The 22,910-nt window shown below is 73.6% G+C and carries 14 protein-coding genes; 10 read left to right on the top strand and 4 right to left on the bottom strand.

Annotated elements, in window-relative coordinates; translation table 11 throughout:
• Nucleotides 1-116 precede the first annotated feature (116 nt).
• The 6 genes from D9C15_RS03035 (at nucleotide 117) to D9C15_RS03010 (ending at nucleotide 10,045) form a co-directional block, all read left to right on the top strand.
• Nucleotides 117-1,109: a porin gene (locus tag D9C15_RS03035; RefSeq protein ID WP_127995935.1), complete on the top strand. Its 993-nt coding sequence runs from the start codon at nucleotides 117-119 to the stop codon at nucleotides 1,107-1,109.
• Nucleotides 1,110-1,122: 13 nt separating this feature from the next.
• Nucleotides 1,123-2,094 carry a Bug family tripartite tricarboxylate transporter substrate binding protein gene (locus D9C15_RS03030; RefSeq protein WP_127995934.1) on the top strand — a complete coding sequence of 324 codons (972 nt, stop codon included), beginning with the start codon at nucleotides 1,123-1,125 and terminating at the stop codon, nucleotides 2,092-2,094.
• A 205-nt stretch (nucleotides 2,095-2,299) separates the two neighbouring features.
• Nucleotides 2,300-4,588, top strand: a complete 2,289-nt coding sequence (locus D9C15_RS03025) for a S8 family serine peptidase (protein WP_127995933.1) — start codon at nucleotides 2,300-2,302, stop codon at nucleotides 4,586-4,588.
• 49 nt (nucleotides 4,589-4,637) lie between these two features.
• A complete protein-coding gene (locus D9C15_RS03020) occupies nucleotides 4,638-7,211 on the top strand; it encodes a putative bifunctional diguanylate cyclase/phosphodiesterase (RefSeq protein ID WP_127995932.1) in 2,574 nt (857 codons plus the stop codon).
• Between the two features lie 69 nt (nucleotides 7,212-7,280).
• Nucleotides 7,281-7,766 (top strand): (2Fe-2S)-binding protein, encoded by a 486-nt coding sequence (locus D9C15_RS03015; protein ID WP_127995931.1) that lies wholly within the window; start codon nucleotides 7,281-7,283, stop codon nucleotides 7,764-7,766.
• Nucleotides 7,763-10,045: a xanthine dehydrogenase family protein molybdopterin-binding subunit gene (locus D9C15_RS03010; protein ID WP_127995930.1), complete on the top strand. Its 2,283-nt coding sequence runs from the start codon at nucleotides 7,763-7,765 to the stop codon at nucleotides 10,043-10,045. The genes D9C15_RS03015 and D9C15_RS03010 overlap by 4 nt, the downstream gene beginning before the upstream one ends.
• Nucleotides 10,046-10,066: 21 nt before the next feature.
• On the opposite strand, the gene D9C15_RS03005 is transcribed toward D9C15_RS03010, so the two are convergent.
• From D9C15_RS03005 to purB, 4 genes are read right to left on the bottom strand one after another with little or no spacing between them, the layout of a single operon-like run.
• Entirely contained in the window at nucleotides 10,067-13,279 is a 3,213-nt protein-coding gene (locus D9C15_RS03005; RefSeq protein ID WP_127995929.1) for a PAS domain-containing hybrid sensor histidine kinase/response regulator, read from the bottom strand.
• Nucleotides 13,280-13,333: 54 nt separating this feature from the next.
• Nucleotides 13,334-16,150 (bottom strand): PAS domain S-box protein, encoded by a 2,817-nt coding sequence (locus D9C15_RS03000; protein ID WP_127995928.1) that lies wholly within the window; start codon nucleotides 16,148-16,150, stop codon nucleotides 13,334-13,336.
• Between the two features lie 50 nt (nucleotides 16,151-16,200).
• Nucleotides 16,201-17,064: an orotidine-5'-phosphate decarboxylase gene (gene pyrF / locus D9C15_RS02995; RefSeq protein ID WP_127995927.1), complete on the bottom strand. Its 864-nt coding sequence runs from the start codon at nucleotides 17,062-17,064 to the stop codon at nucleotides 16,201-16,203.
• Nucleotides 17,065-17,079: 15 nt separating this feature from the next.
• Nucleotides 17,080-18,450 (bottom strand): adenylosuccinate lyase, encoded by a 1,371-nt coding sequence (purB, locus tag D9C15_RS02990; RefSeq protein WP_127995926.1) that lies wholly within the window; start codon nucleotides 18,448-18,450, stop codon nucleotides 17,080-17,082.
• 119 nt (nucleotides 18,451-18,569) lie between these two features.
• Between purB and bioB the strand changes: the two genes are divergently transcribed.
• The 4 genes from bioB (at nucleotide 18,570) to D9C15_RS02970 (ending at nucleotide 22,893) form a co-directional block, all read left to right on the top strand.
• Nucleotides 18,570-19,535 (top strand): biotin synthase BioB, encoded by a 966-nt coding sequence (bioB, locus tag D9C15_RS02985; RefSeq protein ID WP_240668262.1) that lies wholly within the window; start codon nucleotides 18,570-18,572, stop codon nucleotides 19,533-19,535.
• The gene (bioA, locus tag D9C15_RS02980) at nucleotides 19,532-20,863 is read left to right on the top strand and encodes an adenosylmethionine--8-amino-7-oxononanoate transaminase (RefSeq protein WP_127995924.1); all 1,332 of its coding nucleotides are present in this window, start codon (nucleotides 19,532-19,534) and stop codon (nucleotides 20,861-20,863) included. The genes bioB and bioA overlap by 4 nt, the downstream gene beginning before the upstream one ends.
• Nucleotides 20,853-21,542 carry a dethiobiotin synthase gene (bioD, locus tag D9C15_RS02975; RefSeq protein WP_127995923.1) on the top strand — a complete coding sequence of 230 codons (690 nt, stop codon included), beginning with the start codon at nucleotides 20,853-20,855 and terminating at the stop codon, nucleotides 21,540-21,542. The genes bioA and bioD overlap by 11 nt, the downstream gene beginning before the upstream one ends.
• 139 nt (nucleotides 21,543-21,681) lie before the next feature.
• Entirely contained in the window at nucleotides 21,682-22,893 is a 1,212-nt protein-coding gene (locus D9C15_RS02970) for an 8-amino-7-oxononanoate synthase (protein ID WP_127995922.1), read from the top strand.
• The last annotated feature ends 17 nt before the right edge of the window (nucleotides 22,894-22,910 follow it).

Here is a 22,910-nt window from a genome sequence, read left to right as displayed (position 1 = left end):
GGGGTTCAGTACAAAGTGTATTGCTATGTGGCTGCAAAGCCAATCTTGAACAATACATACAATACACATACACTGGTCGTGCCACAAGACGGCCCCGGCCGACCAGGAGACGACCCATGAAGATCCCTTGCCGCCCCCTCGCGACCCTGTTCGCGCTCGCCCCCCTTGCCGCGGCGCAGGCCCAGTCCTCGGTGACGATCTACGGCATCGTCGACCAGGGCATCACCCGCGCCAACGGCGGCACCACGCCCGGTGCGCTGCTGAACGGGCGCGCCGCCCCGGAGGTGTGGACCATGAAGGCCGGCAACACCTCGCGCATCGGCTTCCGCGGCCAGGAGGACCTGGGCGACGGCAACTACACGCGCTTCCAGATCGAGCACCGCTTCGCGATGGACACCGGCGCCTCGAGCAATGCCAACGTGTTCTGGCTCGGCCGCTCGGTGGTCGCACTCGGCAGCAAGGCCTGGGGCGAGCTGTATGCCGGGCGCGAGTACTCGGCCGCCTACACCGTGGCGCTGAACGCCGACCCGACCTACTGGAGCTACGTCAGCCAGACCGGCGCGGCCTACACCTATGCGAACTACACGCCGGTGCCCAACACGGTGGAGGCCTCCAACATCCGCTGGAGCAACAGCGTGGGCTACAAGACACCCAGCCTCGGGCCGGTCAGCGCCGAGATCGCCACCGGCCTGGGCGAGGGGGCGCGCAAGCGCAGCTCCTCCGCCAACCTGCAGTTCAGGCAGGGCCCCTGGTGGCTCGCCGGCGGCTACGACGGGCTGGACGGAGACAACCACCTGAAGCTGCTGGCCGCCGGCTACGACTTCGGGGTCGTGCGGCCGACGGCCACCTGGTCGCGCGCCCGCGGCGGGGTGAACGGCGATGCCCGCGCCTTCACCGTGTCGGCACTGGTGCCCTTGTCCTTCGGGCGCACCTACCTGTCCATCGGCAGCCTGCGGCCGGACGACGGGCCGGATGCGCGCATGTTCGGTGCGGGGATTCAGTACGACCTGAGCAAGCGCACCCTGCTGTACACCAATCTCGGCTCGGCCAAGCGCGAGGACCTGACGCGCACGACCGCGTTCGACCTCGGCATCAAGCACACCTTCTGAGGCGGAGGAGACCATGGATCGCAGACTCGTGATGCACGCCGCCCTCGCGGCGGCGGCGGCCGGCGTGGCCGGCACCGTGCGCGCCCAGTCCGACAAGCCGATCTCGCTGGTGGTCGGCTACTCGGCCGGCGGCAGCGCCGACTTCGTCGCCCGCGTCGTGGCCGAGGCGCTCGGCAAGCGGCTCGGCCGGCAGGTGATCGTCGAGAACGTCGCCGGGGCCAGCGGCATGCTGGCGGTGCAGAAGGTGCTCAACGCGCCGGCCGACGGCGGCCAGATCTACTTCGGCGGCACCGACACCGTGGCCGTGCCGCTGATCAACCCGAAGGTCAAGCTGGACTGGGAGAAGGACCTGCAGCCGGTCGGCCGCCTGAGCACCTTCCCGATGGTGTTCGCCGTGCCGGCGGCCTCGCCGCACCGCAGCCTGGCGGCGCTGATCGCCGCGTTGCGCCAGGGCGGCAAGGACGCGTTCAACTACGCGACGCCGGGCATCGGCACGATGCAGCACTTCTACGGCGCGCTGATCAACACACGCGCCAAGGTGTCGATGCTGCACGTGCCCTACCGCGGAGGGGCGCAGATCGCCAACGACCTGGTCGGCGGGCAGATCGACAGCGCGGTGCTGGTGCTCTCGACGGCCCTGCCGTTCCTCAAGGACGGGCGCATCCGCGCCCTGTCGGTGTCCGACGCGGCGCGTGTGCCGCTGCTGCCGGACGTGCCGCGCATCGGCGAGGAGCAGGGCTTCGGCGGTGTGGCCCTGCCGCTGTGGCAGGGCTTGTTCGTGCGCACCGGCACCCCGCCGGCGGTGGTGGCCGGGCTCGAGAAGGCGCTGCTGGAGGCGCTCGCGCGGCCCGAGGTGACGGCCAAGCTGGCCGACGCCGGCTTCACCACGGCGCCGCTGGGCGCGGCCGCGCTGCGCGCCTTCGTGGCGCCGCAGGCGGCGCTCTACCGCGACATCGTCACGGCCGCCGGCATCACGATGGAGTAGGCGAGCTTCCGGATCCGTCCCCCTCGCGACCCCAATTTATCACGGCAACTAATGCCGGGTTCGGCGTTGCACCCGCCGGAACCCGGCTGACAGCATTTGTTCGCTCCCCCTAGGATGCAATCAGATACAGATAGACACAGCTCGTGGCGTCTGTATCCGAACGCAAAACAGAAACGGACGCCCAGCGTCCCAGGGAGTCGTACCGATGCCTCGTCCGATCGCCTTCATCGTGCTGCTCGAGCGGCGCTGGCAGCCGCTGGGCTGGCTGCTCGCCGTGGCCGCCACCGTGCTGGCCTGGCTGCTGCTGGCGGCGCCGGCCGCCGCGCAGCCCGTCTCCGAGCGCGTGCGCGCCAAGCTGGCGCGCGACTTCGACCGCGAGATCGGCAGCGCCCGCGTGCCGCGCGAGCGCTGGGCGCGCGACGTGCGCGGGGTGCGCCACGTGCAGGCGATCGTCGTCACCGACGGCAGCGATGCGAACTTCGCCGACCTGCGTGCGCAGGTGCTGCGCCTGGGCGGCTCGGTGCATGCGCGCTACGACGCGATGAACGCCCTCACCATCCAGCTGCCGGCCGCGCAGCTGAACGCGATCGCGCAGCGCCGCGACGTGCTGGGCGTGTCGCCCAACCGCAAGGTGCGGCGCAGCGCGAGCACGCTGGAGGCGGCCTCCGGCGTGCTGACCACGCGCGCACGCACCTACAGCAGCAGCCTGAACTACAGCGGCCTGGACGGCAGCGGCGTCGGCATCGCGATCGTCGACTCGGGCGTCATGCGTTCGCACCGCGACTTCAACAACGCGCTGGGTCTCTCGCGCGTCAAGCGCAACGTCAACACGCGCAACGCCAGCCTGTCGAGCTGGATGACCGGCGTCGATGCGCTCACCGGCCCGACGCCCGGCAGCAGCGCGCTGGCCGGCTACGAGTCCGCCATCGCGGCCGACTACTCGTCGTCGCAGGATCCCTACGGCCACGGCACCCATGTCGCCTCGGTGGCGGCCGGACGCGGCTTCGGCTTCCTGGCCGCGCCGGACCACACCGGCATCGCCCCGGGCGCCGACGTGTACGACGTGCGCGTGCTCGACGGCAACGGCGAGGGCACGCTGGCCGACGCGCTGGAAGGCATCGCCTGGGTGATCTACCACGCCCGCGAATACAACATCCGCGTGATGAACCTGAGCCTGGCGGCGGCCTCCACCGACAGCTGGCAGACCGATCCGCTGTGCATCGCGGTGCGCAGCGCCACCGCCGCGGGCATCACGGTGGTCGTCGCGGGCGGCAACTTCGGCCTGTCCAGCGGCGGCAAGGAGGTCTACGGCGCGATCTCCTCGCCCGGCAACGACCCCTCGGTCATCACGGTCGGTGCGCTCAACTTCAAGGGCACGAGTGCCCGCTCGGACGACATCGTCAACCACTTCAGCTCGCGCGGGCCGACGCGCGGCGCCTGGACCGACGCCGCCGGCGTGCGGCGCGTCGACAACCTGCTCAAGCCCGACCTGGTGGCGCCCGGCAACCGCGTGATCGCGGCCGCCTCGACCACCGGCTCGCTGTTCGCGAGCTGGAACAAGCTGGCGTCGGACAACTACGGCGCGCTCGTGTCGCCGATCGGCGTGACCCAGTACGCCGGCGAGACGGTGATGCTGATGAGCGGCACCTCGACCGCCGCGCCGGTGGTCGCCGGCACGGTGGCGCTGATGCTGCAGGCCAACCCCGGGCTGACGCCGCCGCTGATCAAGGCCATCCTGCAGTACAGCGCGCAGCCCGTGGCCGGGGCCAACCTGCTGCAGCAGGGCGCGGGCATGCTCAACGTGGACGGCGCGGTGGCCCTGGCCAAGGCGCTGCGCACCGACATCGCCAGCGGCATCGAGGCCGGCACGCTGACCGCCGGCACCTCGCTGCTGCGCAGCGGCATGACGCTGCCGGCCTTCACGTCGACGCTCAACGGCAGCGTCGCCAACTGGTCGCGCATGGTGTACGCCGGCGGCAACCGCATCCTCAGCGGCAGCGCGCTGTTCACCAGGCACCAGCCGCTGTGGGACGCGCGCCTGACCTGGGCCGGCAACAGCGTGCGCCGCCGCGTGCCGGTGTACTGGGGCTGGGTCAACGGCCAGCCGGCCAACGTCTTCGTGCGCACCTTCACCGAGACCGCGCTGAGCAATCAGACGCTGGTGACCTCGGGCGTGGTCGACGGCGGCCCGCTGACCGGCGTCAGCTCGCTGGTCGGCCGCACCGGCGTGTTCCTGCCCACCGCCACGCTGGCCGGCTGGCTCGCCGCCGGCAGCGGCACTGCGCTCAGCCAGGGCCTGGTGCTCAGCGAGGGCCTGGTGCTCAGCGAGGGCCTGGTGCTCAGCGAGGGCCTGGTGCTCAGCGAAGGGCTGGTGCTCAGCGAAGGCCTGGTGCTCAGCGAAGGGCTGGTGCTCAGCGAGGGGCTGGTGCTCAGCGAGACCGGCGTGCCGCTGCTGCAGTACGCGACCCAGGGTGCGCTGGACGGCGAACCCTGATCCGGCACCGCCCACGGCTCCCAACCGCAGTACCCACGGAGTACCGACCATGTCGACCGCGGCGTCCCTCGAGACCTCGACCGTGCGCCCCGGCGCGCTGCAGCGCCTGCATGCGGCGCTGATGCCGGACTACAACCGCAAGGCCACGCTGTACTGGTGGTCGATGGTGCTGATCGGTGCGCTGGTGCTGCTGCACTCGGCGCTGGCCCTGCGCGAGCTCAGCAGCGCGGCGCTGCTGCAGACCCTGGCCGGCACCCTGGTGGCCACGCTGGCCGGCTTCTTCCCGGTGCGCATGCCGCGCGCGAAGAACTCCTTCGTCGCCGGCGAGATCTTCATCTTCCTGGTGCTGCTGATGCACGGTCCGGCCGCGGCCACGCTGGCGGCCGCCGGCGAGGCGCTGGTCGGCTCGTGGCGCACCTCCAGGCGCTGGACCAGCCGCATCGCCAGCCCGGCGATGGCCGCCGTCGCGATGTACGGCGCCGGCTCGCTGCTGCACTGGGGCACCGATGCGCTGCAGGCGCGCGGCCTGCTCGGCGACGGCGTGCTCCTGCTGGCCGCGATGGCCTTCTCGATCGCCTACTTCGTCGCCAACACGCTGCTGGTGACGATGGTGCTCTACCTCAAGCGCAACGAGCGGCCGGTGCTGCGCGAGCTGTTCGGCAGCTTCGGCTGGATTGCCGCCACCTACGCCGGCAGCGCCTCGGTGGCCGGGCTGCTGACGCTGACGGTGGCGCAGTCGGGCCCGGGTGTGCTGATGGCCATCGTGCCCATCGTCGGCCTGATGCTGGCGACGCTGCACTTCTTCTTCAAGCAGCAGGCCGCCGACGAGGCCGTGCGGCGCAGCCGCGTCGAGGCCGCCGAGCGCGAGGCACAGCAGGCCGCGCGCCACGTGCGCGAGCTGCGCGAGAGCGAGCAGCGCTTCCACAGCGCCTTCACGCATGCCTCGATCGGCATGGCGCTGGTCACCCCCGACGGCACGCTGCGCCAGGTCAACCGCGCGCTGCGCGCCCTGCTCGGCCTGGACGAGCAGGAGATGCTCGGCCGCCGGCTCGGCGAGTTCGTCGCCGCCGAGGACGCGCCGGAACTGCTGGCGCAGCTGGCCCGCGTGGCCACGCAGCAGTGCGAGTCCACCGCGCTCGAGCTGCGCTGCCGCCACCGCGCCGGCGACGACGTCTGGGTGGCGCTGAACGCCAGCCTGCTGGGCGACCATGCCGGCGAGAACGCGACGCTGATCGTGCAGCTGCAGGACATCTCGGCCCGCCGCGTGGCCGAGCAGCGCCTGCAGCACATCGCCTTCCACGACAGCCTGACCGGATTGCCCAACCGGGCCCACTTCCACGCCCACCTGGCGCGCGCGGTCGAGCGCCACCGCGCCGACCCGACACACCGCTTCGCGGTCATGTTCCTGGACTTCGACCGCTTCAAGCTGATCAACGACAGCATGGGCCATGGCGCCGGCGACGAGTTCCTGGTGCAGGTGGCGCGCCGCATCCGCATCCACGTGCGGCCGGGCGACGTGGTGGCGCGCCTGGGCGGCGACGAGTTCGCCGTGCTGTGCGAGAACATCGAGCGTGACGCCCATGCCGTGCACCTGGCCGAGCGGCTGCAGCAGGCGCTGCGCCAGCCGGTGCTGATCAACGGCACCGAGATCACCAGCAGCGCCAGCATCGGCATCACCTCCAGCAACATCGGCTACCGCCTGCCCGAGGAGGTGCTGCGCGACGCCGACATCGCGATGTACCAGGCCAAGGCCGCCGGCAAGGCGCGCCATGCGCTGTTCGACGCCGGGCTGCACCAGCAGGTCAGCGACCGCGTGCAACTCGAGCGCGAGCTGCGCCGCGCGCTGGACAGCGGCCGCCTCTCGGTGGTCTACCAGCCGCTGCACGACCTGGGCAACGGCCGCCTGACCGGCTTCGAGGCGCTGGCGCGCTGGCGCCACCCGGTGCACGGCGACATCCCGCCCTCGACCTTCATCCCGATCGCCGAGGAGTCGGCCCTGATCGGCCCGCTGACCGACCTGGTGCTCGACCGCGCCTGCCGCCAGCTGCGCCAATGGCACGCGCGCGGCCCGCAGTACCAGCACCTGCGCATGCAGGTCAACGTGTCGGGCAACGACCTGACCCACACCGGCTTCGCGCAACGCGTGACCCGCGCCATCGTCAATGCGCGCCTGCAGCCCGACCGGCTGACGCTCGAGCTGACCGAGAACGTGCTGATGGACCGGCTCGACCACGAGGGCGGTACGCTCAGCCAGCTCGGCGCGCTGCGCGAGCTCGGCGTGGGCCTGAGCGTGGACGACTTCGGCACCGGCTACTCGTCGCTGTCCTACCTGTCCTCGCTGCCGATCGACAGCCTGAAGATCGATGCCTCGTTCGTGCGCGGCATGCAGGTCGGCTCGAAGGAGGCCGAGGTGGTGCGCGCCATCGTCTCGCTGGGCGGTTCGCTGGGCAAGCGTGTCATCGCCGAGGGCATCGAGACCGAGTCGCAGCTGGCGCAGCTGCGCGAGATGGGCTGCGAGTCCGGCCAGGGCTTCCACCTGTCGCGGCCGATGGACCCGGACCAGATCGAGCTGCTGCTGGACCGTTTCGAGGACTCTTCGACGGCGCTGCCGCTGGCGGCCTGAGCGCGGACACATTGGCGAACAAGCCCCGGCTCGTTTGAGCCGAGAATGCGGGCCCGCTCCGGAGCCCGCATGCACCTTCACGTCAACGGCGCCCTGCACGACCTGCCCGACGATGCCGTCGCGCCCGAGATGCCGCTGCTGTGGGCGCTGCGCGATGCGCTGAACCTGACCGGCACCAAGATCGGCTGCGGCATCGGCGCCTGCGGCGCCTGCACGGTGCATGTCGGCGGCGAGGCCCAGCGTTCCTGCGTGCTGCCGCTGTCCGCCGTGGGCACGCGGCCGGTGCGCACCATCGAGGCGCTGGGGTCGCCGGGGTCGCTGCACCCGCTGCAGGAGGCGTGGCTGGCGCACCAGGTGCCGCAGTGCGGCTGGTGCCAGAGCGGCATGCTGATGGCGGCTGCGGCGCTGCTCGAGCGCAACGCCGCGCCGAGCGACGCCGACATCGACGCCGCCATCACCAACCTGTGCCGCTGCGGCAGCTACCCGCGGGTGCGCCGCGCGATCCATGCCGCCGCCGCGGCCCGCCGCGACAGCGCGCCGGCGAAGAAGCGATGAGGCGGCGCGGCCTGCTGGTCGGCGGCGCGGGGGTCGCCGGGGCGCTGCTGGTCGGCTGGGCCGTGCTGCCGCCGCGCAGCCGCGTCGGCCGGCCCGACACGCTGCCCGGCGCCGACGGCCGCATTGCGCTGAACGGCTGGATCCGCATCGCGCCGGACGGCGCCGTGGCGCTGGCGATGCCGCGCAGCGAGATGGGCCAGGGTGTGCACACCGCGCTGGCGCTGCTGGCGGCCGAGGAACTGGACGTCGCGCCGGCGCGCATCTCGCTGGCCGAACCCGGCGCGGACACGCTGTACGGCAATGTCGCGGTCGCGGTCGACGGCCTGCCGTTCACCCCCGCCGAGACCGAACCGGGGCGGCAGGGGGCGACGGTGCTCGCCGCGCGCTGGATCGTCGCCAAGCTGGCGCGCGAGGCCGGCCTGAGCCTGACCGGCGGCTCCAGCAGCGTGGCCGACGCCTGGGAGCCGCTGCGCTGGGCCGCGGCGACGGCGCGTGCACGCCTGCTCGGCTCGGCTTCGCTGCAGTGGCGCCTGCCGGCCGCGGAGCTGACGGTGGCCGACGGCGTGGTCTCGCATGCGGCCGGCGGCCAGCGCGCGCACTACGGCGAGCTCGCGAAGCTCGCCGCCGCGACCCCGCCGGGCGACGTCGCGCTCAAGCCGCGCGAGGCCTGGCGCCTGATCGGGCGGCCGCAGCCGCGCCTGGACCTGCCGGCCAAGGTGAGTGGCGCGGCGGTCTTCGGCCTGGACGTGCGCCTGCCGGGGCTGCGCTACGCGGTGGTGCGCCACGCGCCGCAGCTCGGCGGCGCGCCCGGCGCGTTCGACCCGGACCCGGTGCTGCGCCTGCCGGGTGTCGAACGCGTCGTGCGTCTGCCCTCGCTGGCCGGCTCGACGCCGGCGCTGGCGGTGGTCGGCCGCAGCACCTGGCATGCGCGGCGCGGCGCCGATGCGCTGGTGGTGGACTGGCGCGCCCCGCCGGCCGTCGTGCTCGACAGCGCCGCCATCGCGCACGAGCTCGAGCGCACCGTGCGCCGCGCCGCGCAGGACGGCTCGGGCCACGTGTTCCATGCGCAGGGCGAGGCCGACACGGCGCTGGCCGCGGCCGCGCGCCGCATCGAGCGCCTGTACCGGGCCCCGTACCTGGCCCATGCGGCGCTCGAGCCGCTGAACTGCACCGCGCGCGTGGCCGGCGGGCGTGTCGAGCTCTGGGTGCCGACCCAGGTGCCGAGCTTCGCGCGCGCGACGGCCGCGCGCATCGCCGAGGTGCCGCAGGACCGGGTCGTCGTGCACGTCACGGCGCTCGGCGGCGGTTTCGGCCGGCGCCTGGAGACCGACGTGGTCGCGCAGGCGGTGCGTGTCGCGCTCGAATGCGGCGGGGCGCCGGTGCAGCTCTCGTGGCCGCGCGAGGAGGACTTCACGCACGACTTCTACCGCCCCGCCGCCGCGGCGCTGCTGCAGGCCGGCCTGGACGGCGAGGGCCGGCTGCAGGTGCTGCGCCTGACCAGCGCCGGCGACGCGCTGGTGCCGCGTTACCTCGAGCGCAACGCGCCGGGCCTGGCGCTGCCCGTCGACCTGCCCGACCGCACGGCCAGCGAAGGCCTGTTCGACCTGCCCTACGGCGTGCCGCACCTGCGCATCGCGCACCGGGCCACCGGGAGCGGCGTGCCGATCGGCTTCTGGCGCTCGGTGGGCCACTCGCACAACGCCTTCTTCGCCGAGTGTTTCGTCGACGAACTGGCCGCCGCGGCCGGGCGCGACCCGCTCGCCTTCCGGCTCGAGCTGCTGCAGGAGCGGCCGCGCCATGCCGCGGTGCTGCGCCTGGCGGCCGACAAGGCGGGCTGGGGCAGTGCGCTGCCGCCCGGCACGGCGCGCGGGCTGGCGCTGCACGAGAGCTTCGGCAGCATCGTCGCCCAGGTGGTGGAGGCGCGGCTCGCGGACGGCCGTCCGTCGGTGCGGCGGGTCGTGGTGGCGGCCGACGTCGGCACCGTGGTCAACCCGGACACGGTGGCGCAGCAGATGGAAGGCTCGGTCCTGTTCGCGCTCTCGGCGGCGCTGTACGGCCGCATCGACATCGTCGACAGCCGGGTGCAGCAGACCAACTTCCCGGCCCACCCGATCGCGACCCTGGCCGAGACGCCGCGCATCGAGGTGCACCTCGTGCCGAGCACGCGGGCGCCGGCCGGCGTGGGCGAGCCGGGCGTGCCGCCGTTCGCCCCGGCGCTGGCCAACGCGCTGTTCGCCCTCACGGGCCGCCGCCTGCGCGAGCTGCCGCTGGTGCCCTGAGCCGGGCGCCGGGCGGCTCCCTCAGGCCGCCGCCCCGCTGCGCCGCAGGTGGCGCGCCAGCGTCTCGCGCAGCCGGGCGGGGTCGATCGGCTTGCTCAGGAAGTCGTTCATGCCGCTGGCCAGCGCATCGTCGCGCTCGCCCACCAGTGCCGCGGCGGTCAGCGCGACCACCGGCAGCGTCTGCGCGTCGAAACGCTCGCGCAGCCGGCGCACCGCCGCATGCCCGCTCATCACCGGCATGTGCACGTCCATCAGCACCAGGTCGAAGGGTGCGCCGGCCGCCGCTGCGGCATCCACGGCCTCGACCGCCTGCGCGCCGTCGCCCGCCTGCGCCACGCGCAGGCCCCATTGCTCGAGCATCGCGACGACGATCAGCATGTTGACCGGGTTGTCCTCGGCCACCAGCACGCGCGCCGGCGGCAGCGGCGCCTGCGCGGCCTCGGCCGGCGGGGTCGGGGCGCTGCCCTCGGCCACCGGCGGCAGCGGCAGCTCGGCCCAGAACACGCTGCCGCGGCCGGGCCGGCTGTCCACGCCGACGTTGCCGCCCATCAGCTGGGCCAGCTCGCGGCAGATCGACAGCCCCAGCCCGGTGCCGCCGTAGCGCCGGGTGATCGACTCGTCGGCCTGCGTGAACGGCGCGAACAGGCGCTGCTGGGTCGCCGGGTCGATGCCCGGCCCGCTGTCGTGCACCGCCAGGCGGATGCGGCCGCCGTCCGCGCCGGCCTCGATGCGCACCCGGCCACGCTCGGTGAACTTGAGCGCGTTGGCGACGAAGTTGGTCAGGATCTGGCGCACCCGCAGCGGGTCGCCGCGCACATGGGCCGGCAGCGCCGGGTCGATGCTCAGCTCGAGCTGCAGGCCCTTGGCCTCGGCCAGCGAGCGGTAGGCATGGTGCACCGAGGCGATCGTCTCGCGCAGCGCGAACGGCAGGTCCTCGAGGCTGACCTGGCCGGCCTCGACCTTGGACAGGTCGAGGATGTCGGAGATGATGCCCGCCAGGCTCTGCGCACTGTCCACCATCTGCGCCAGGTACTGCTGGCGGCGCGCCTCGTTCTGGCCCGGCTGCATCGCCAGCCGCGCCAGCCCGAGCAGGCCGTTCAGCGGGGTGCGGATCTCGTGGCTGGTGTTGGCCAGGAAGGCGCTCTTGGCGCGGCTGGCGGCCTCGGCCGCGTCGCGCGCGGCGGCCAGCGCCTGCTGCGTCTGGCGTCGTTCGGTGATGTCCTCGGCGGTCCACAGCGTGCCGCCGCCGATCGGGTGCGCCGGGTCGACCGAGCGCGCCTGCAGCCGGCACCAGAACAGGCTGCCGTCGCGCCGGCGCAGCTGCACCTCGACGTCGTAGCCCTGGCGCTGGCGCAGCGCGCCGAGCGCCTCGCGCCGCACGGCACGGAACTGCGACTCGTCGGGCCACAGCGTGGACAGTGCCGCGCCGCGCAGCTCCTCCTCGCGAAAGCCGAACATCTCGGCGTGGCGCGCGTTGATGCGCACGATGCGCTGGCCGCGCACGAAGGCGATGGCCAGCGAGACGGTGTTCAGGATCGCCTCGACCTCCAGGCGCGTGCGTTCGCCGACGCTGACGTCGCGCGCGGTCAGCACCATCAGGCGCCGCCCCTCGAAGGCCACGCGCGCGGCCGACACCAGCATCGGCACGCGGCTGCCGTCGCGGCGCCGGAACAGCAGCGGCTCGCCCTCCACGCTGCCGTGCGTGCGCACGCGCTCGACGAAGCGCACGCGGTCGGCGGCGTCGTTCCAGGTGCCGAGCTCGAGCGAGCTGCGGCCCACCGCCTCGGCGCGGCTCCAGCCGAAGATGTCGGTGAAGCGCTGGTTGACGAGCAGGAAGCGGCCGCTGTCCAGGTCGGTCAGCGCCATCACGTCGGGGCTGGTGGCGAACAGGTGCGACAGCATCGCCTCGGAGCGGCGCAGTGCCGCCTCGGTGGCCTTGCGCGCGGTGATGTCGACGTAGATCGTCAGCAGCGCCGGGCCGCCGGCGGTGGCCACGCGCATCGCGGTAGCCTGCACCGCGACGCTCTGCCCGCTGACCGAGCGCATCGTGTAGTCGACCACCGGCAGCGCCTGGCCGACGCCGAGCCGTTCGGACTGCACCATGCGCTCGCGCACCTGCTCGCGCTGCTCGGGGGCGGCGAAATGTTCGAGCAGGTGCACCCCCTTCATCGCCGCGCCGTCGCGGTAGCCGAACAGCTGCGCGGCGGCCTCGTTGGCGTCCAGCACCGTGCCGCGGCGGTGCAGCACCAGCGCGGTGGGCGAACGCTCGAACAGCGCCCGGTAGCGCGACTCGCTGGCCGCCACCGCCTGCTGCGTGCGCACCTGCTCGGTGACGTCGCGGCCCACGCCCCAGTAGCCGATGAACACGCCGTCGGCGTCGAAGCGCGGCTCGCCGGAGAAGCTGATGAAGCGGGCGCGGCCCTTCAGGTCGGTGCGCTGCAGCAGCAGGTTGGCGAACGGCCGGTGCGCTTCCAGGTCGGCACGGTGGGCGTCGGCAAGCTCCGCGTCGCTGCCCAGCAGGCCGGCGTCCCAGGGCGTGCGGCCGATCAGGCGCCGCACGTCCGGGTGATCGGCGCGGCCCTGTGCGTCGCCGACGCGGGTGAAGCGGAACTCCGCGTCCTGCTCCCAGGACCAGTCGGCCGCGATCGCCAGCAGGCCGCGGAAGCGCCGCTCGCGCTCGGCGCTGTCGGTCAGCAGGCGCTGCAGCACGCGGCGCAGCAGCAGCCCGGCGGTGGCGGCACAGGCGATCAGCGTCAGGTGGAAGGGCAGCAGCAGGTGCCAGCCGGCATCACGCTGCACCCAGGCCACCGCGGCGGCGGTGCACACGCCGGCGACTGCCAGCGTGACACCCTGGTGCGCACCGGCGACCACCGCCAGCAGGCAGGCCATCAGCCCGATGAAGCCGAAGGCCGGATGGCGCAGCCCGTCGCCGAGCAGCACGCTGGCCACCCCGATGAGCGCCGTGGCGGCCAGCGCCAGCACGAACAGGCCGCCGCGCACCGGGAAGCGCTCGTCGGCGCTGCGCCGCCAGGCCAGCGTGTTGGCCAGCGCATGCACGGCCAGCGCCGCGGCCAGCAGCAGCTGCGGCAGCGGCGCCAGCGGCAGCGGCAGCAGCGCCACCAGCAGCGCGCAGGCGAAGCCGACCGCTGCCGAGGTGGCGAAGAACAGCCGGCCGATCGCGCGCAGGGCGGTCGGCAACGGCTCGGCCGGCGGGGAACGGGGCACGTCCGTCATGTGCGGCGGATTCCGGGCGCCGCGCCGGCGCAACGCGGGCACGGGCCCGCCATGTTAGCCCGCGAGCACCGAGCGCAGGGTGTCGTGCAGGCGGCGCGCGTCGATCGGTTTGGTCAGGAATCCCGACATTCCGGCCTGCAAGGCCTCCTCGCGTTCGGAGGTCAGGGCGGCGGCGGTCAGCGCGATGATGGGCAGGCCGCGCCCGGCCGGCGTGGCGCGCAGCCGGCGCGTGGCCTCGTGGCCGCTCATCACCGGCATGTGCACGTCCATCAGCACCACATCGAACGGGCGCCCCGCCCGGGCCGCGGCCTCGACCGCGGCGATCGCCGCCTGGCCGTCGCCGGCCTGGGTGACCTCGACGCCCCACTGCTCGAGCAGGGCGACCGCGATCGTCATGTTGACCGCGTTGTCCTCGACCATCAGCACGCGCCGGCCGGCCAGCGGGTGCTCGCGGTCCAGCGCGCCGAAGGCCGACACCTCGTCGGCCGCCTCGCCCGGCGGCAGCGGCAGCTCGGCCCAGAAGCAGCTGCCCCGGCCCGGCTCGCTGGCCACGCCGACCGTGCCGTGCATCAGGCCGGCCAGCTCGCGGCAGATCGACAGGCCCAGGCCGCTGCCGCCGAAGCGCCGGGTGGTGGACTGGTCGGCCTGCATGAAGGGGTGGAACAGGCGCGCCTGCACCTCCGGCGCGATGCCCGGGCCGCTGTCCTCGACCTCGAAGCGCAGCTGATCGCCGGGCAGCGCCACGGCGCGCAGCGCGATCGAGCCGTGCGCGGTGAACTTGAGCGCGTTGTTCAGGTAGTTGGCCAGGATCTGCCGCAACCGCACCGGGTCGCCGCGCACCCAGTCGGGCAGGCCGCGGCCCATCTGCAGCTCGAAGCCGAGGCCACGTGTGTCGGCCAGGCTGCCGTAGACCCGCGCCAGCGAGGCGAGCAGCTCGTGCAGGTCGAAGTCGACCGCCTCGAGCTCGAGCTTGCCGGCCTCGATCTTGGACAGGTCGAGCACGTCGGAGATCAGCGCCGAGAGCGTCTCCGCACTCTCGGCGATCTGCTCCAGGTAGCGGTGGCGGCGCTCGTCGTCCAGGTCGGGGCGGCGCGCCAGGCGGGCCAGCCCGACCAGCCCGTTGAGCGGCGTGCGGATCTCGTGGCTGGTGTTGGCCAGGAAGGCGGTCTTGGCGCGGCTGGCGGCCTCGGCGTCGTCGCGTGCCTTGGCCAGGGCCTGCTCGGTGCGGCGCCGCTCGGTGATGTCCTCGATGATCCAGATCGTGCCGCCGCGCATCGGGTGGGTCGGGTCGACCGCCTTGGCCAGCAGGCGGCACCAGAACCGGGTGCCGTCGCGCCGCGTCAGTTCGCGTACGAACTCGACCGATTCGCCGCGCGAGAGTGCCGGGCCGATCAGCGCGCCGATCTCGGCGTATTCCTCGTCGCTCGCCCAGACGGCGCGCCCCGGCTGGCCGGTCAGCGTGCCGATGGCCCAGCCGAGCATTTTCTCGAGCGCCGGGTTGGCCTGCACGAACACGCGCTCGCGCGTGAACGCGATGCCCAGCGAGGCATTGGCGAGCACCGCCTCGTGGGCCAGACGGGTGCGCTCGCTGGCCGTCACGTCGCGCCCGTTGAGCACGATGTAGCTGCCCTCCTCGAGGCGGAAGCGCACCGCCGAGACCAACAGCGCGACGCGCTGGCCGGCCTTGGAGACGAACTCGATCGGCAGGTCGCGCACCGCGCCGTCGTCGGCGAGCCGGTGCACGAAGTCCTCGCGCTGCGCCGGGTCGCCCCAGACGCCGATGTCCAGCGAGCTGCGGCCGATCACCTCCGCCGCGCGCCAGCCGCTGATGCGCTCGAAGGCATCGTTGACCATCACGTAGCGACCGGTGGCCGCGTCGGTCAGCGTGATCAGGTCGGGGCTGGTCGTCACCAGGTGCGACAGCAGCGCCTCGGAGCGGCGCAGCGCCTCCGCCGCCCCGACCTGCTCGGTCATGTCGCGGGCCACGCCCCAGTAGCCGAGGAATCGGCCGTCGGGGGCGAAGCGCGGCTCGCCGCTGACCAGCTCGTGGCGCTGGTGGCCGTCGGGCAGGGTCCAGCGTGCCGGCAGGTTGCGGAACGGCCGGCGCGCCTCGAGGTCGGCACGGTGTGCGGCCAGCAGCTGCGGCTCGAGCCACAGGCCCGGCGACTCCCAGGGCGTGAGCCCGGGCCGCGACTCGATCACGAAGCGTCCGTCCGGCCTCGACTTCCACACCGCCTGCACGCGGAACTGCTCGTCCATCTCCCAGTACGAATCGGCGGCGATGCCGAGCAGGTTCTGGAAGCGCAGCTCGCGCTCGCGGCTCACGCCGAGGTAGTGCGAGAACAGCCGCGTCACGAGCAGGCCGCCCGCCAGCCCGATGGCGAGCACGAACAGGTGGATGCCGAGCCGGCGCGGCAGCGGCATCGTCGCCAGCGCACTCACCCCCGGGATCCAGCCGGCCGCTTCGGCCAGCGCCAGCCCGACGAACACGCTGGCGCAGGCCAGGGCCAGCCCGATGCCGGCGCGGGTGTCGACGGTCGCCGCGATCAGCAGCGTGAACAGCGTCAGTGCGCCCATCGCCGGCGTGTTCAGGCCCCAGCCGTTGGCCAGGGCCGTGCCGCCGGCCAGTCCGAGGCCCGCGAGGCACAAGGCCACCACGCCAGTGCTGCCGCCCCAGCGCGGCCAGCGCAGCGCCACCAGGCTGTACAGCGACATCCCGATGTACCCGAGCGCCAGGGCCAGGCGCGCCCCGGGCGGCGCGCCGCGCGCCAGCCAGGCCAGCAGGGCGGCGCCCAGGCCGACCGCCGTGAAGGTGGCGAACAGGTAGCGCTGCACGAGCGCGCGCACCGCGTCGCGGGGATCGGGGAGCACGGGGGGGTTCAAGGTCGGCGGGTGGGGCGCGGCCTCGGGCCGTGGCGTCCCTATCGGCTTCCCGCGGCCTGGCTTGAGCCCGAGGCGGCCTGCGCCGCGGCAAGTGCCGCGCGGGTGGCCAGCGCCGCCTCGCGCGCCGCGGCCGCGAACTCGTTGCCGCGGCTCGCGTACAGGATCGCGCGCGAGGAGTTGACGATGATCGGCGCGCTGCTGCGCTCGGCCGAGCCGCGCCAGCCGGCACGCACCGTGGCCGCCGCGTCGCCGCCCTGCGCGCCGACGCCGGGGATCAGCAGCGGCAGCGTGGGTGCCAGCGCGCGCACGCGCTCGATCTCGGCCGGGAAGGTGGCGCCGACCACCAGGCCGAGCTGGCCGGTGCGGTTCCAAGGGCCCGCGGCCAGCCGCGCCACCTGCTCGTACAGCAGGTCGCCGGTGACCAGGCGCTGCGCCTGCAGGTCCGAGCCGCCCGGGTTGGAGGTGCGGCACAGCAGGAACAGGCCCTTGTCCTCGTACGCGAGCCAGGGCTCGAGCGAATCGAAGCCCATGTAGGGCGAGAGCGTCACCGCGTCGGCCTGGTAGCGCTCGAAGGCCTCGCGGGCGTACTGCTCGGCGGTGCTGCCGATGTCGCCGCGCTTGGCGTCCAGGATCACCGGCACGTCCGGTGCGGCCTTGTGGATGTAGGCGACCAGCCGCTCGAGCTGGTCCTCCGCGCGCTGCGCGGCGAAGTAGGCCACCTGCGGCTTGAAGGCGCAGACCAGGTCGCGCGTGGCGTCGACGATGGTGGCGCAGAAGTCGAAGATGCGCGCCGGCTCGTGCTGCCACGCGCCGGGGAACTTGCCCGGCTCGGGGTCGAGCCCGACGCACAGCAGCGAACGGTTGGCGCGCTCGGCGGCGTGCAGCTTGTCGGTGAATCGCATCGCCGCACCCTTCGATCAGCGGAAACGTCGGGCCAGCGCCGCCGCGGCGCCGGTATAGGAAGCCGGCGTCAGCGCGCGCAGCCGGGCCTTCTCGTCCTCGGGCAGCGCGAGGCCGTCGACGAACGCGCGGATCGCCTCGGCCGTGATCGCCTTGCCGCGTGTCAGCGCCTTGAGCTGCTCGTACGGGTTGGGCAGGCCGTGGCGCCGCATCACGGTCTGGATCGGTTCGGCCAGCACCTCCCAGGCCGCGTCGAGATCGGCCTCGAGCGCGGCGCGGTTGACCTCGAGCTTGTCCATGCCGCGCAGCAGCGAGTCATGGCCGAGCACCGCGTAGCCGAGCGCCACGCCCATGTTGCGCAGCACCGTGCTGTCGGTCAGGTCGCGCTGCCAGCGGCTCACCGGCAGCTTCTGCGCCAGGTGCGTCAGCAGCGCGTTGGCCAGGCCGTAGTTGCCCTCGGCGTTCTCGAAGTCGATCGGGTTGACCTTGTGCGGCATGGTCGAGCTGCCGATCTCGCCTTCCTTCGTGCGCTGCTTGAAGTAGCCCAGGCTGACGTAGCCCCACACGTCGCGCGCCCAATCGATCAGGATGGTGTTGCTGCGCGTCACCGCGTCGAACAGCTCGGCCATCCAGTCGTGCGGCTCGATCTGGATCGTGTACGGGTTGAAGGCGAGGCCGAGGTGCTGCTCCACCACCTTGCGGCTGAAGCCCTCCCAGTCGAAGGCCGGGTAGGCGGCGAGGTGGGCGTTGTAGTTGCCCACCGCGCCGTTCATCTTGGCCAGCAGCTTCACCTCGGCGATGCGCGCCCGCGCATGGGCCAGGCGCGCGGCGACGTTGGCGACCTCCTTGCCCACCGTCGTCGGGCTGGCGGTCTGGCCGTGCGTGCGCGAGAGCATCGGCACCTCGGCCAGTTCATGCGCCATCGCGGTGAGCTTGGCGAGCAGCTTGTCCAGCGCCGGCAGCAGCACCTCGGCGCGCGCCGCCTTGAGCATCAGCGCGTGGCTGGTGTTGTTGATGTCCTCGCTGGTGCAGGCGAAGTGCACGAATTCGCTCGCGGCCTTCAGCTCGATGTGGTGGTCGAGCCGCTCCTTGAGCCAGTACTCGACCGCCTTGACATCGTGGTTGGTGGTGCGCTCGATCTCCTTGATGGCCTGCGCGTCGGCCTCGGAGAAGCGCAGCACCAGCCCGCGCAGCAGCCCGCGCGCGGCCTCCGACAGCGGCTTGAACTCGGCGAAGCCGGCGTCCGACAGCGCGATGAACCACTCCACCTCGACCTGCACGCGCCGGTGCATCAGGCCGAACTCCGAGAGCAGCGGGCGCAGTGGCGCGAGCTTGGCGGCATAGCGGCCGTCCAGCGGGCAGAGGGCGGTGAGGGCGGAGAGGGGCATCGGCGGCAGGGCGCGCTGGAGGAGCACTCGATTCTAAGTGGCCGCCCCGCCGGCCCCGGCGCATGCGGCGCGGCGACAATCCGCCGCCGCCCTCCGCGGCGCAGCCCGTGCGAATCGACATGAACTCCGTTTCCGAACCCATGCCCTGGAGCGTGGCCGCCGTGCAGGCGCTCTTCGAGCTGCCCTTCCCCGCGCTGATGCAGCAGGCCATGGACGTGCACCGCGCCCACCACGACGCCGGCGAAGTCGAGCTGGCGACGCTGCTGTCGGTGAAGACCGGCGGCTGCCCCGAGGACTGCGGCTACTGCCCGCAGGCGGCGCGCTACGACACCGGCGTGGCCGCCACCAAGCTGATGGCACCGGCCGAGGTGCGCGCGGCGGCCGAGCGCGCGCGCGCCGCCGGCGCGACGCGCTTCTGCATGGGCGCGGCCTGGCGCGAGCCGAAGGACCGCGACATCGAGCAGGTCGCCGAGCTGGTGCGCACGGTGAAGGACTGCGGGCTCGAGGCCTGCGCCACGCTGGGCATGCTGGCGCCGCAGCAGGCGCGCGCGCTCGCCGAGGCGGGGCTGGACTACTACAACCACAACCTCGATACCGCGCCCGAGTTCTACGGCCAGGTCATCACCACGCGCGACTACCAGGACCGGCTCGACACGCTGGGCCATGTGCGCGAGGCCGGCGTGAAGGTGTGCTGCGGCGGCATCGTCGGCATGGGCGAGAGCCGCGCGCAGCGCGCCGGGCTGATCGCGCAGCTCGCCAACCTCGATCCCTACCCCGAGTCGGTGCCGATCAACCACCTGGTGCGCGTGGCCGGCACGCCGCTGGCCGATGCGCCGACACTGCCGCCGCTCGAGTTCGTGCGCACCATCGCCGCGGCGCGCATCACGATGCCGCGTGCGCGCGTGCGCCTGTCGGCCGGGCGCCGCGAGCTGGGCGATGCGGTGCAGGCGCTGTGTTTCCTGGCCGGCGCGAACTCGATCTTCTACGGCGACAAGCTGCTCGTGACCGGCAACCCCGACGTCGCGGCGGACCGCGCGCTGCTCGCCGAACTGGGGCTGCGCACGCGCGACGGGCAGGCGGCGTGAGCCCGAACGAGGCGTGGCGCCGGCGCAGCCTGGCGGCCGTCTGGCACCCGTGCACGCAGATGAAGCTGCACGAGTCGGCGGACCTTCCGCTGCTGCCGGTGTCCCGCGCCGAGGGGGTCTGGCTGCACGACCACGAAGGCCGGCGTGTGCTCGACGGCATCAGCTCCTGGTGGGTCAACCTGTTCGGCCACAACCACCCGGCGATCCGCGCCGCGCTGATCGACCAGCTGCAGACGCTCGACCACGTGATGCTCGCCGGCTTCACGCATGCGCCGGTGGTCGAACTCTCCGAGCGCCTGGCGGCGCTGACCGGGCTGGGCCACGCCTTCTATGGCGGCGACGGCGCCAGCGCCACCGAGATCGCGCTGAAGATGAGCGCGCATTGCTGGCGCAACGCCGGCCGGCCGGAGAAGAACCGCTTCGTCGGCATCGCCGGCGGTTACCACGGCGAGACGGTGGGCGCGCTCGGGGTGACCGACATCGCGCTGTTCCGCGACGCCTATGCGCCGCTGCTGCGCGTGGCCGCCACCGTGCCCAGCCCCGACGTGCGCCGGGCGCGCGACGGCGAGAGCGCGGCGCAAGTGGCCGAACGCGCCGCGGCCGCGCTCGAGGCCTGGCTCGCCGAGCATGCGCACGAGACCGCCGCGCTGATCGCCGAGCCGCTGGTGCAGTGCGCCGCCGGCATGGCGATGCACGACCCGCTGTACCTCCAGCGGGCACGCGCGCTGTGCGATCGGCACGAGGTGCACCTGGTGCTCGACGAGATCGCGGTCGGCTTCGGGCGCACCGGCACGCTGTTCGCGCACGAGCAGGCCGGCATCCGCCCCGACCTGCTGTGCCTGTCCAAGGGACTGACCGGCGGCACGCTGCCGCTGTCGGTGGTGCTGGCCACCGACACGATCTACGCCGCGTTCCACGACGACGAGGTCGCGCGCGGCTTCCTGCACTCGCACAGCTACACCGGCAACCCGCTCGCCTGCCGCGCGGCGCTGGCCACGCTCGAGCTGTTCGAGCGCAGCGGCGCGCTGGCCGCCAACCGTGCGACGGCCGAGCGCCTGGCGGCGCAGTTCACGCCGCTGTCGCAGCACCCGCGGGTGCGCCATGCGCGCCGGCAGGGCATGATCTTCGCGTGGGACGTGGCCGATGCGCCACCGGACTTCGCCCGCCGCTATGCGCGCGAGGCGCTGCAACGCGGTGCGCTGCTGCGCCCGATCGGGCCCACGGTGTACGCGATGCCGCCCTACGTGATCGACGTGGCCGAGGGGCAGCACCTGGCCGATGCCGCACTCGCTGCGCTGCAGGCAACGCTGGACCACCATGGCCTGTGAGACCTGGTTCGTGACCGGCACCGACACCGGCGTGGGCAAGACGCTGGTCTCGGCGGCGCTGCTGCGCGGCCTGGCGCGGCGCCATGCGCGCGTGGTCGGCATGAAGCCGGTGGCGGCCGGCCTGGTCGAGCGTGACGGCGGCTGGATCAGCGAGGACGTGCTGGCGCTGCGCGCCGCCTCGACCTTGCGCGTGCCGCCCGGGCTCGACAACCCGGTGGCGCTGCGCGAGCCGCTCTCGCCGCACCTGGCGGCGCGCCGTGCCGGCCGCACGATCACGCTCGCGCAGCTGCTCGAGCCGGCGCAGAAACTCGCGGCGCAGGCCGACGCGCTGGTGGTCGAAGGCGCCGGCGGCTGGCGCGCGCCGCTCAACGACACGCACACGCTGGCCGACTTCGCCCGTGCGCTCGGCGCGCCGGTGGTCCTGGTGGTCGGCCTGCGGCTGGGCTGCCTGAACCACGCGCAGCTCAGCGCCGAGGCGATCCGCGCCGATGGGCTGACGCTGGCCGGATGGGTGGCCAACCGCATCGATCCGCAGATGGACGCGGTCGCGGAGAACATCGCCTGGCTGCGCGCACACCTCGGCGCGCCGCTGCTGGGCGAGCTGCCCTGGCTGGCGCCGCTGGAGCGCGAGCGCATCACGATCGATCCGGCCGCAGCGGCGCGGAGGACAGCCCCATGAGACGCGCTGTGTCGACCCGGCCGGAGCGGGCCGAGCGCCGGGCCGCTCCCAAGCCGGCCCGCATCCCCGTGGGCCACGCAGTGGGCCACTGCGTGACCCACGGGGATCGGCCGACGTACCCGTCGGACGAGGGGCGGTCATGACCTGGCTCGACGAGTTCGACGAGCGCCTGGCCGAGCTCGACGCGAACGCGCTGCGCCGCACGCGCCGCCGCGTGGTGCCGGAGTCCGGTGCACGGCTGCGCGTGGACGGCCGCACGATGCTCGCCTTCTGCAGCAACGACTACCTCGGCCTGGCCGGCGATGCGGCGCTGCAGGCCGCGGTGCGCGCGGCCCTGCCCATCTACGGCGTCGGCGCCGGCGCCTCGCCGATGGTCAGCGGCTACAGCGAAGCGAACGCCGCGCTCGAGGAGGAACTGGCCGCCTTCGTGCAGCTGCCGCGTGCGCTGTACTTCTACGCGGGGTATGCCACCAACGCGAGCATCGTGCCGGCGCTGGTCGGCCCGGGCGATGCGATCTTCTCCGACGCGCTGAACCATGCCTGCCTGATCGACGGCGCACGCCTGTCCAAGGCCACGGTGCAGCGTTATGCGCATGCCGACCTGGAGGCGCTGGCCGCCGCGCTGGCCGCCAGCCCGGCGCGGCGCAAGCTGATCCTCAGCGACGCGGTGTTCAGCATGGACGGCGACGTCGCCGACATCGCCGCGCTGCACGCGCTGGCCCAGCGCCACGACGCGCTGCTGCTGCTGGACGATGCCCACGGCTTCGGCCTGCTCGGCCCGCAGGGACGCGGCGCGCTCGCAGCGGCCGGGCTGTGCGGCGCGCAGGCCTCGCCGCGGGTGCTCTACATGGCGACCTTGGGCAAGGCGCTCGGGGTGGCGGGGGCCTTCGTGGCCGGCCCTGCGCGGCTCGTCGAGTGGCTGCTGCAGAAGACCCGCAGCTACACCTACGCCACCGCGGCACCGGCGCTGCTGGCCGAGGCCCTGCGCGCCGCGCTGCGGCTCGTCGCCGGGCCGGCGGGCGACCGGCGCCGTGCGCAGCTGGCGGCCGCGATCGCGCGGCTGCGCGAGGGACTGCAGGGCGATGACGCCCTGCACGCGGCCGGCTGGCGCCTGGGTGAGTCGGCCACGCCGATCCAGCCGCTGATCGTCGGCGACAACACCACGGCGCTGCGCCTGATGGCGGCCCTGCAGGAGGCCGGCCTGTGGGTGCCCGCGATCCGGCCGCCGACTGTGCCGGCCGGCACCGCGCGGCTGCGCATCGCGCTGTCGGCCCTGCACGAGGCGGCCGACATCGACCGGCTGGTGCAGGTGCTGCGCACGGCGGCGGCCGTGATCGGCCGCACGCGCTGACGCGCACGCCGGCGCCG

Origin of the sequence: Piscinibacter defluvii (assembly GCF_004011805.1) — a bacterium.
GTDB classification, from domain to species: Bacteria; Pseudomonadota; Gammaproteobacteria; order Burkholderiales; family Burkholderiaceae_C; genus Piscinibacter; species Piscinibacter defluvii.
This window is presented reverse-complemented; position numbering and strand designations above follow the sequence as displayed.

Excerpts from the sequence above, each read along its gene's own strand:
- D9C15_RS03035 (WP_127995935.1), top strand. The coding sequence starts at position 117 with ATGAAGATCCCTTGCCGCCCCCTCGCGACCCTGTTCGCGCTCGCCCCC.
- D9C15_RS03005 (WP_127995929.1), bottom strand. The coding sequence starts at position 13,279 with ATGACGGACGTGCCCCGTTCCCCGCCGGCCGAGCCGTTGCCGACCGCC.
- purB (WP_127995926.1), bottom strand. The coding sequence starts at position 18,450 with ATGCCCCTCTCCGCCCTCACCGCCCTCTGCCCGCTGGACGGCCGCTAT.
- D9C15_RS03015 (WP_127995931.1), top strand. The coding sequence starts at position 7,281 with ATGCACCTTCACGTCAACGGCGCCCTGCACGACCTGCCCGACGATGCC.
- bioB (WP_240668262.1), top strand. The coding sequence starts at position 18,570 with ATGAACTCCGTTTCCGAACCCATGCCCTGGAGCGTGGCCGCCGTGCAG.
- D9C15_RS02970 (WP_127995922.1), top strand. The coding sequence starts at position 21,682 with ATGACCTGGCTCGACGAGTTCGACGAGCGCCTGGCCGAGCTCGACGCG.
- D9C15_RS03025 (WP_127995933.1), top strand. The coding sequence starts at position 2,300 with ATGCCTCGTCCGATCGCCTTCATCGTGCTGCTCGAGCGGCGCTGGCAG.
- D9C15_RS03020 (WP_127995932.1), top strand. The coding sequence starts at position 4,638 with ATGTCGACCGCGGCGTCCCTCGAGACCTCGACCGTGCGCCCCGGCGCG.
- pyrF (WP_127995927.1), bottom strand. The coding sequence starts at position 17,064 with ATGCGATTCACCGACAAGCTGCACGCCGCCGAGCGCGCCAACCGTTCG.
- D9C15_RS03010 (WP_127995930.1), top strand. The coding sequence starts at position 7,763 with ATGAGGCGGCGCGGCCTGCTGGTCGGCGGCGCGGGGGTCGCCGGGGCG.
- D9C15_RS03030 (WP_127995934.1), top strand. The coding sequence starts at position 1,123 with ATGGATCGCAGACTCGTGATGCACGCCGCCCTCGCGGCGGCGGCGGCC.
- bioD (WP_127995923.1), top strand. The coding sequence starts at position 20,853 with ATGGCCTGTGAGACCTGGTTCGTGACCGGCACCGACACCGGCGTGGGC.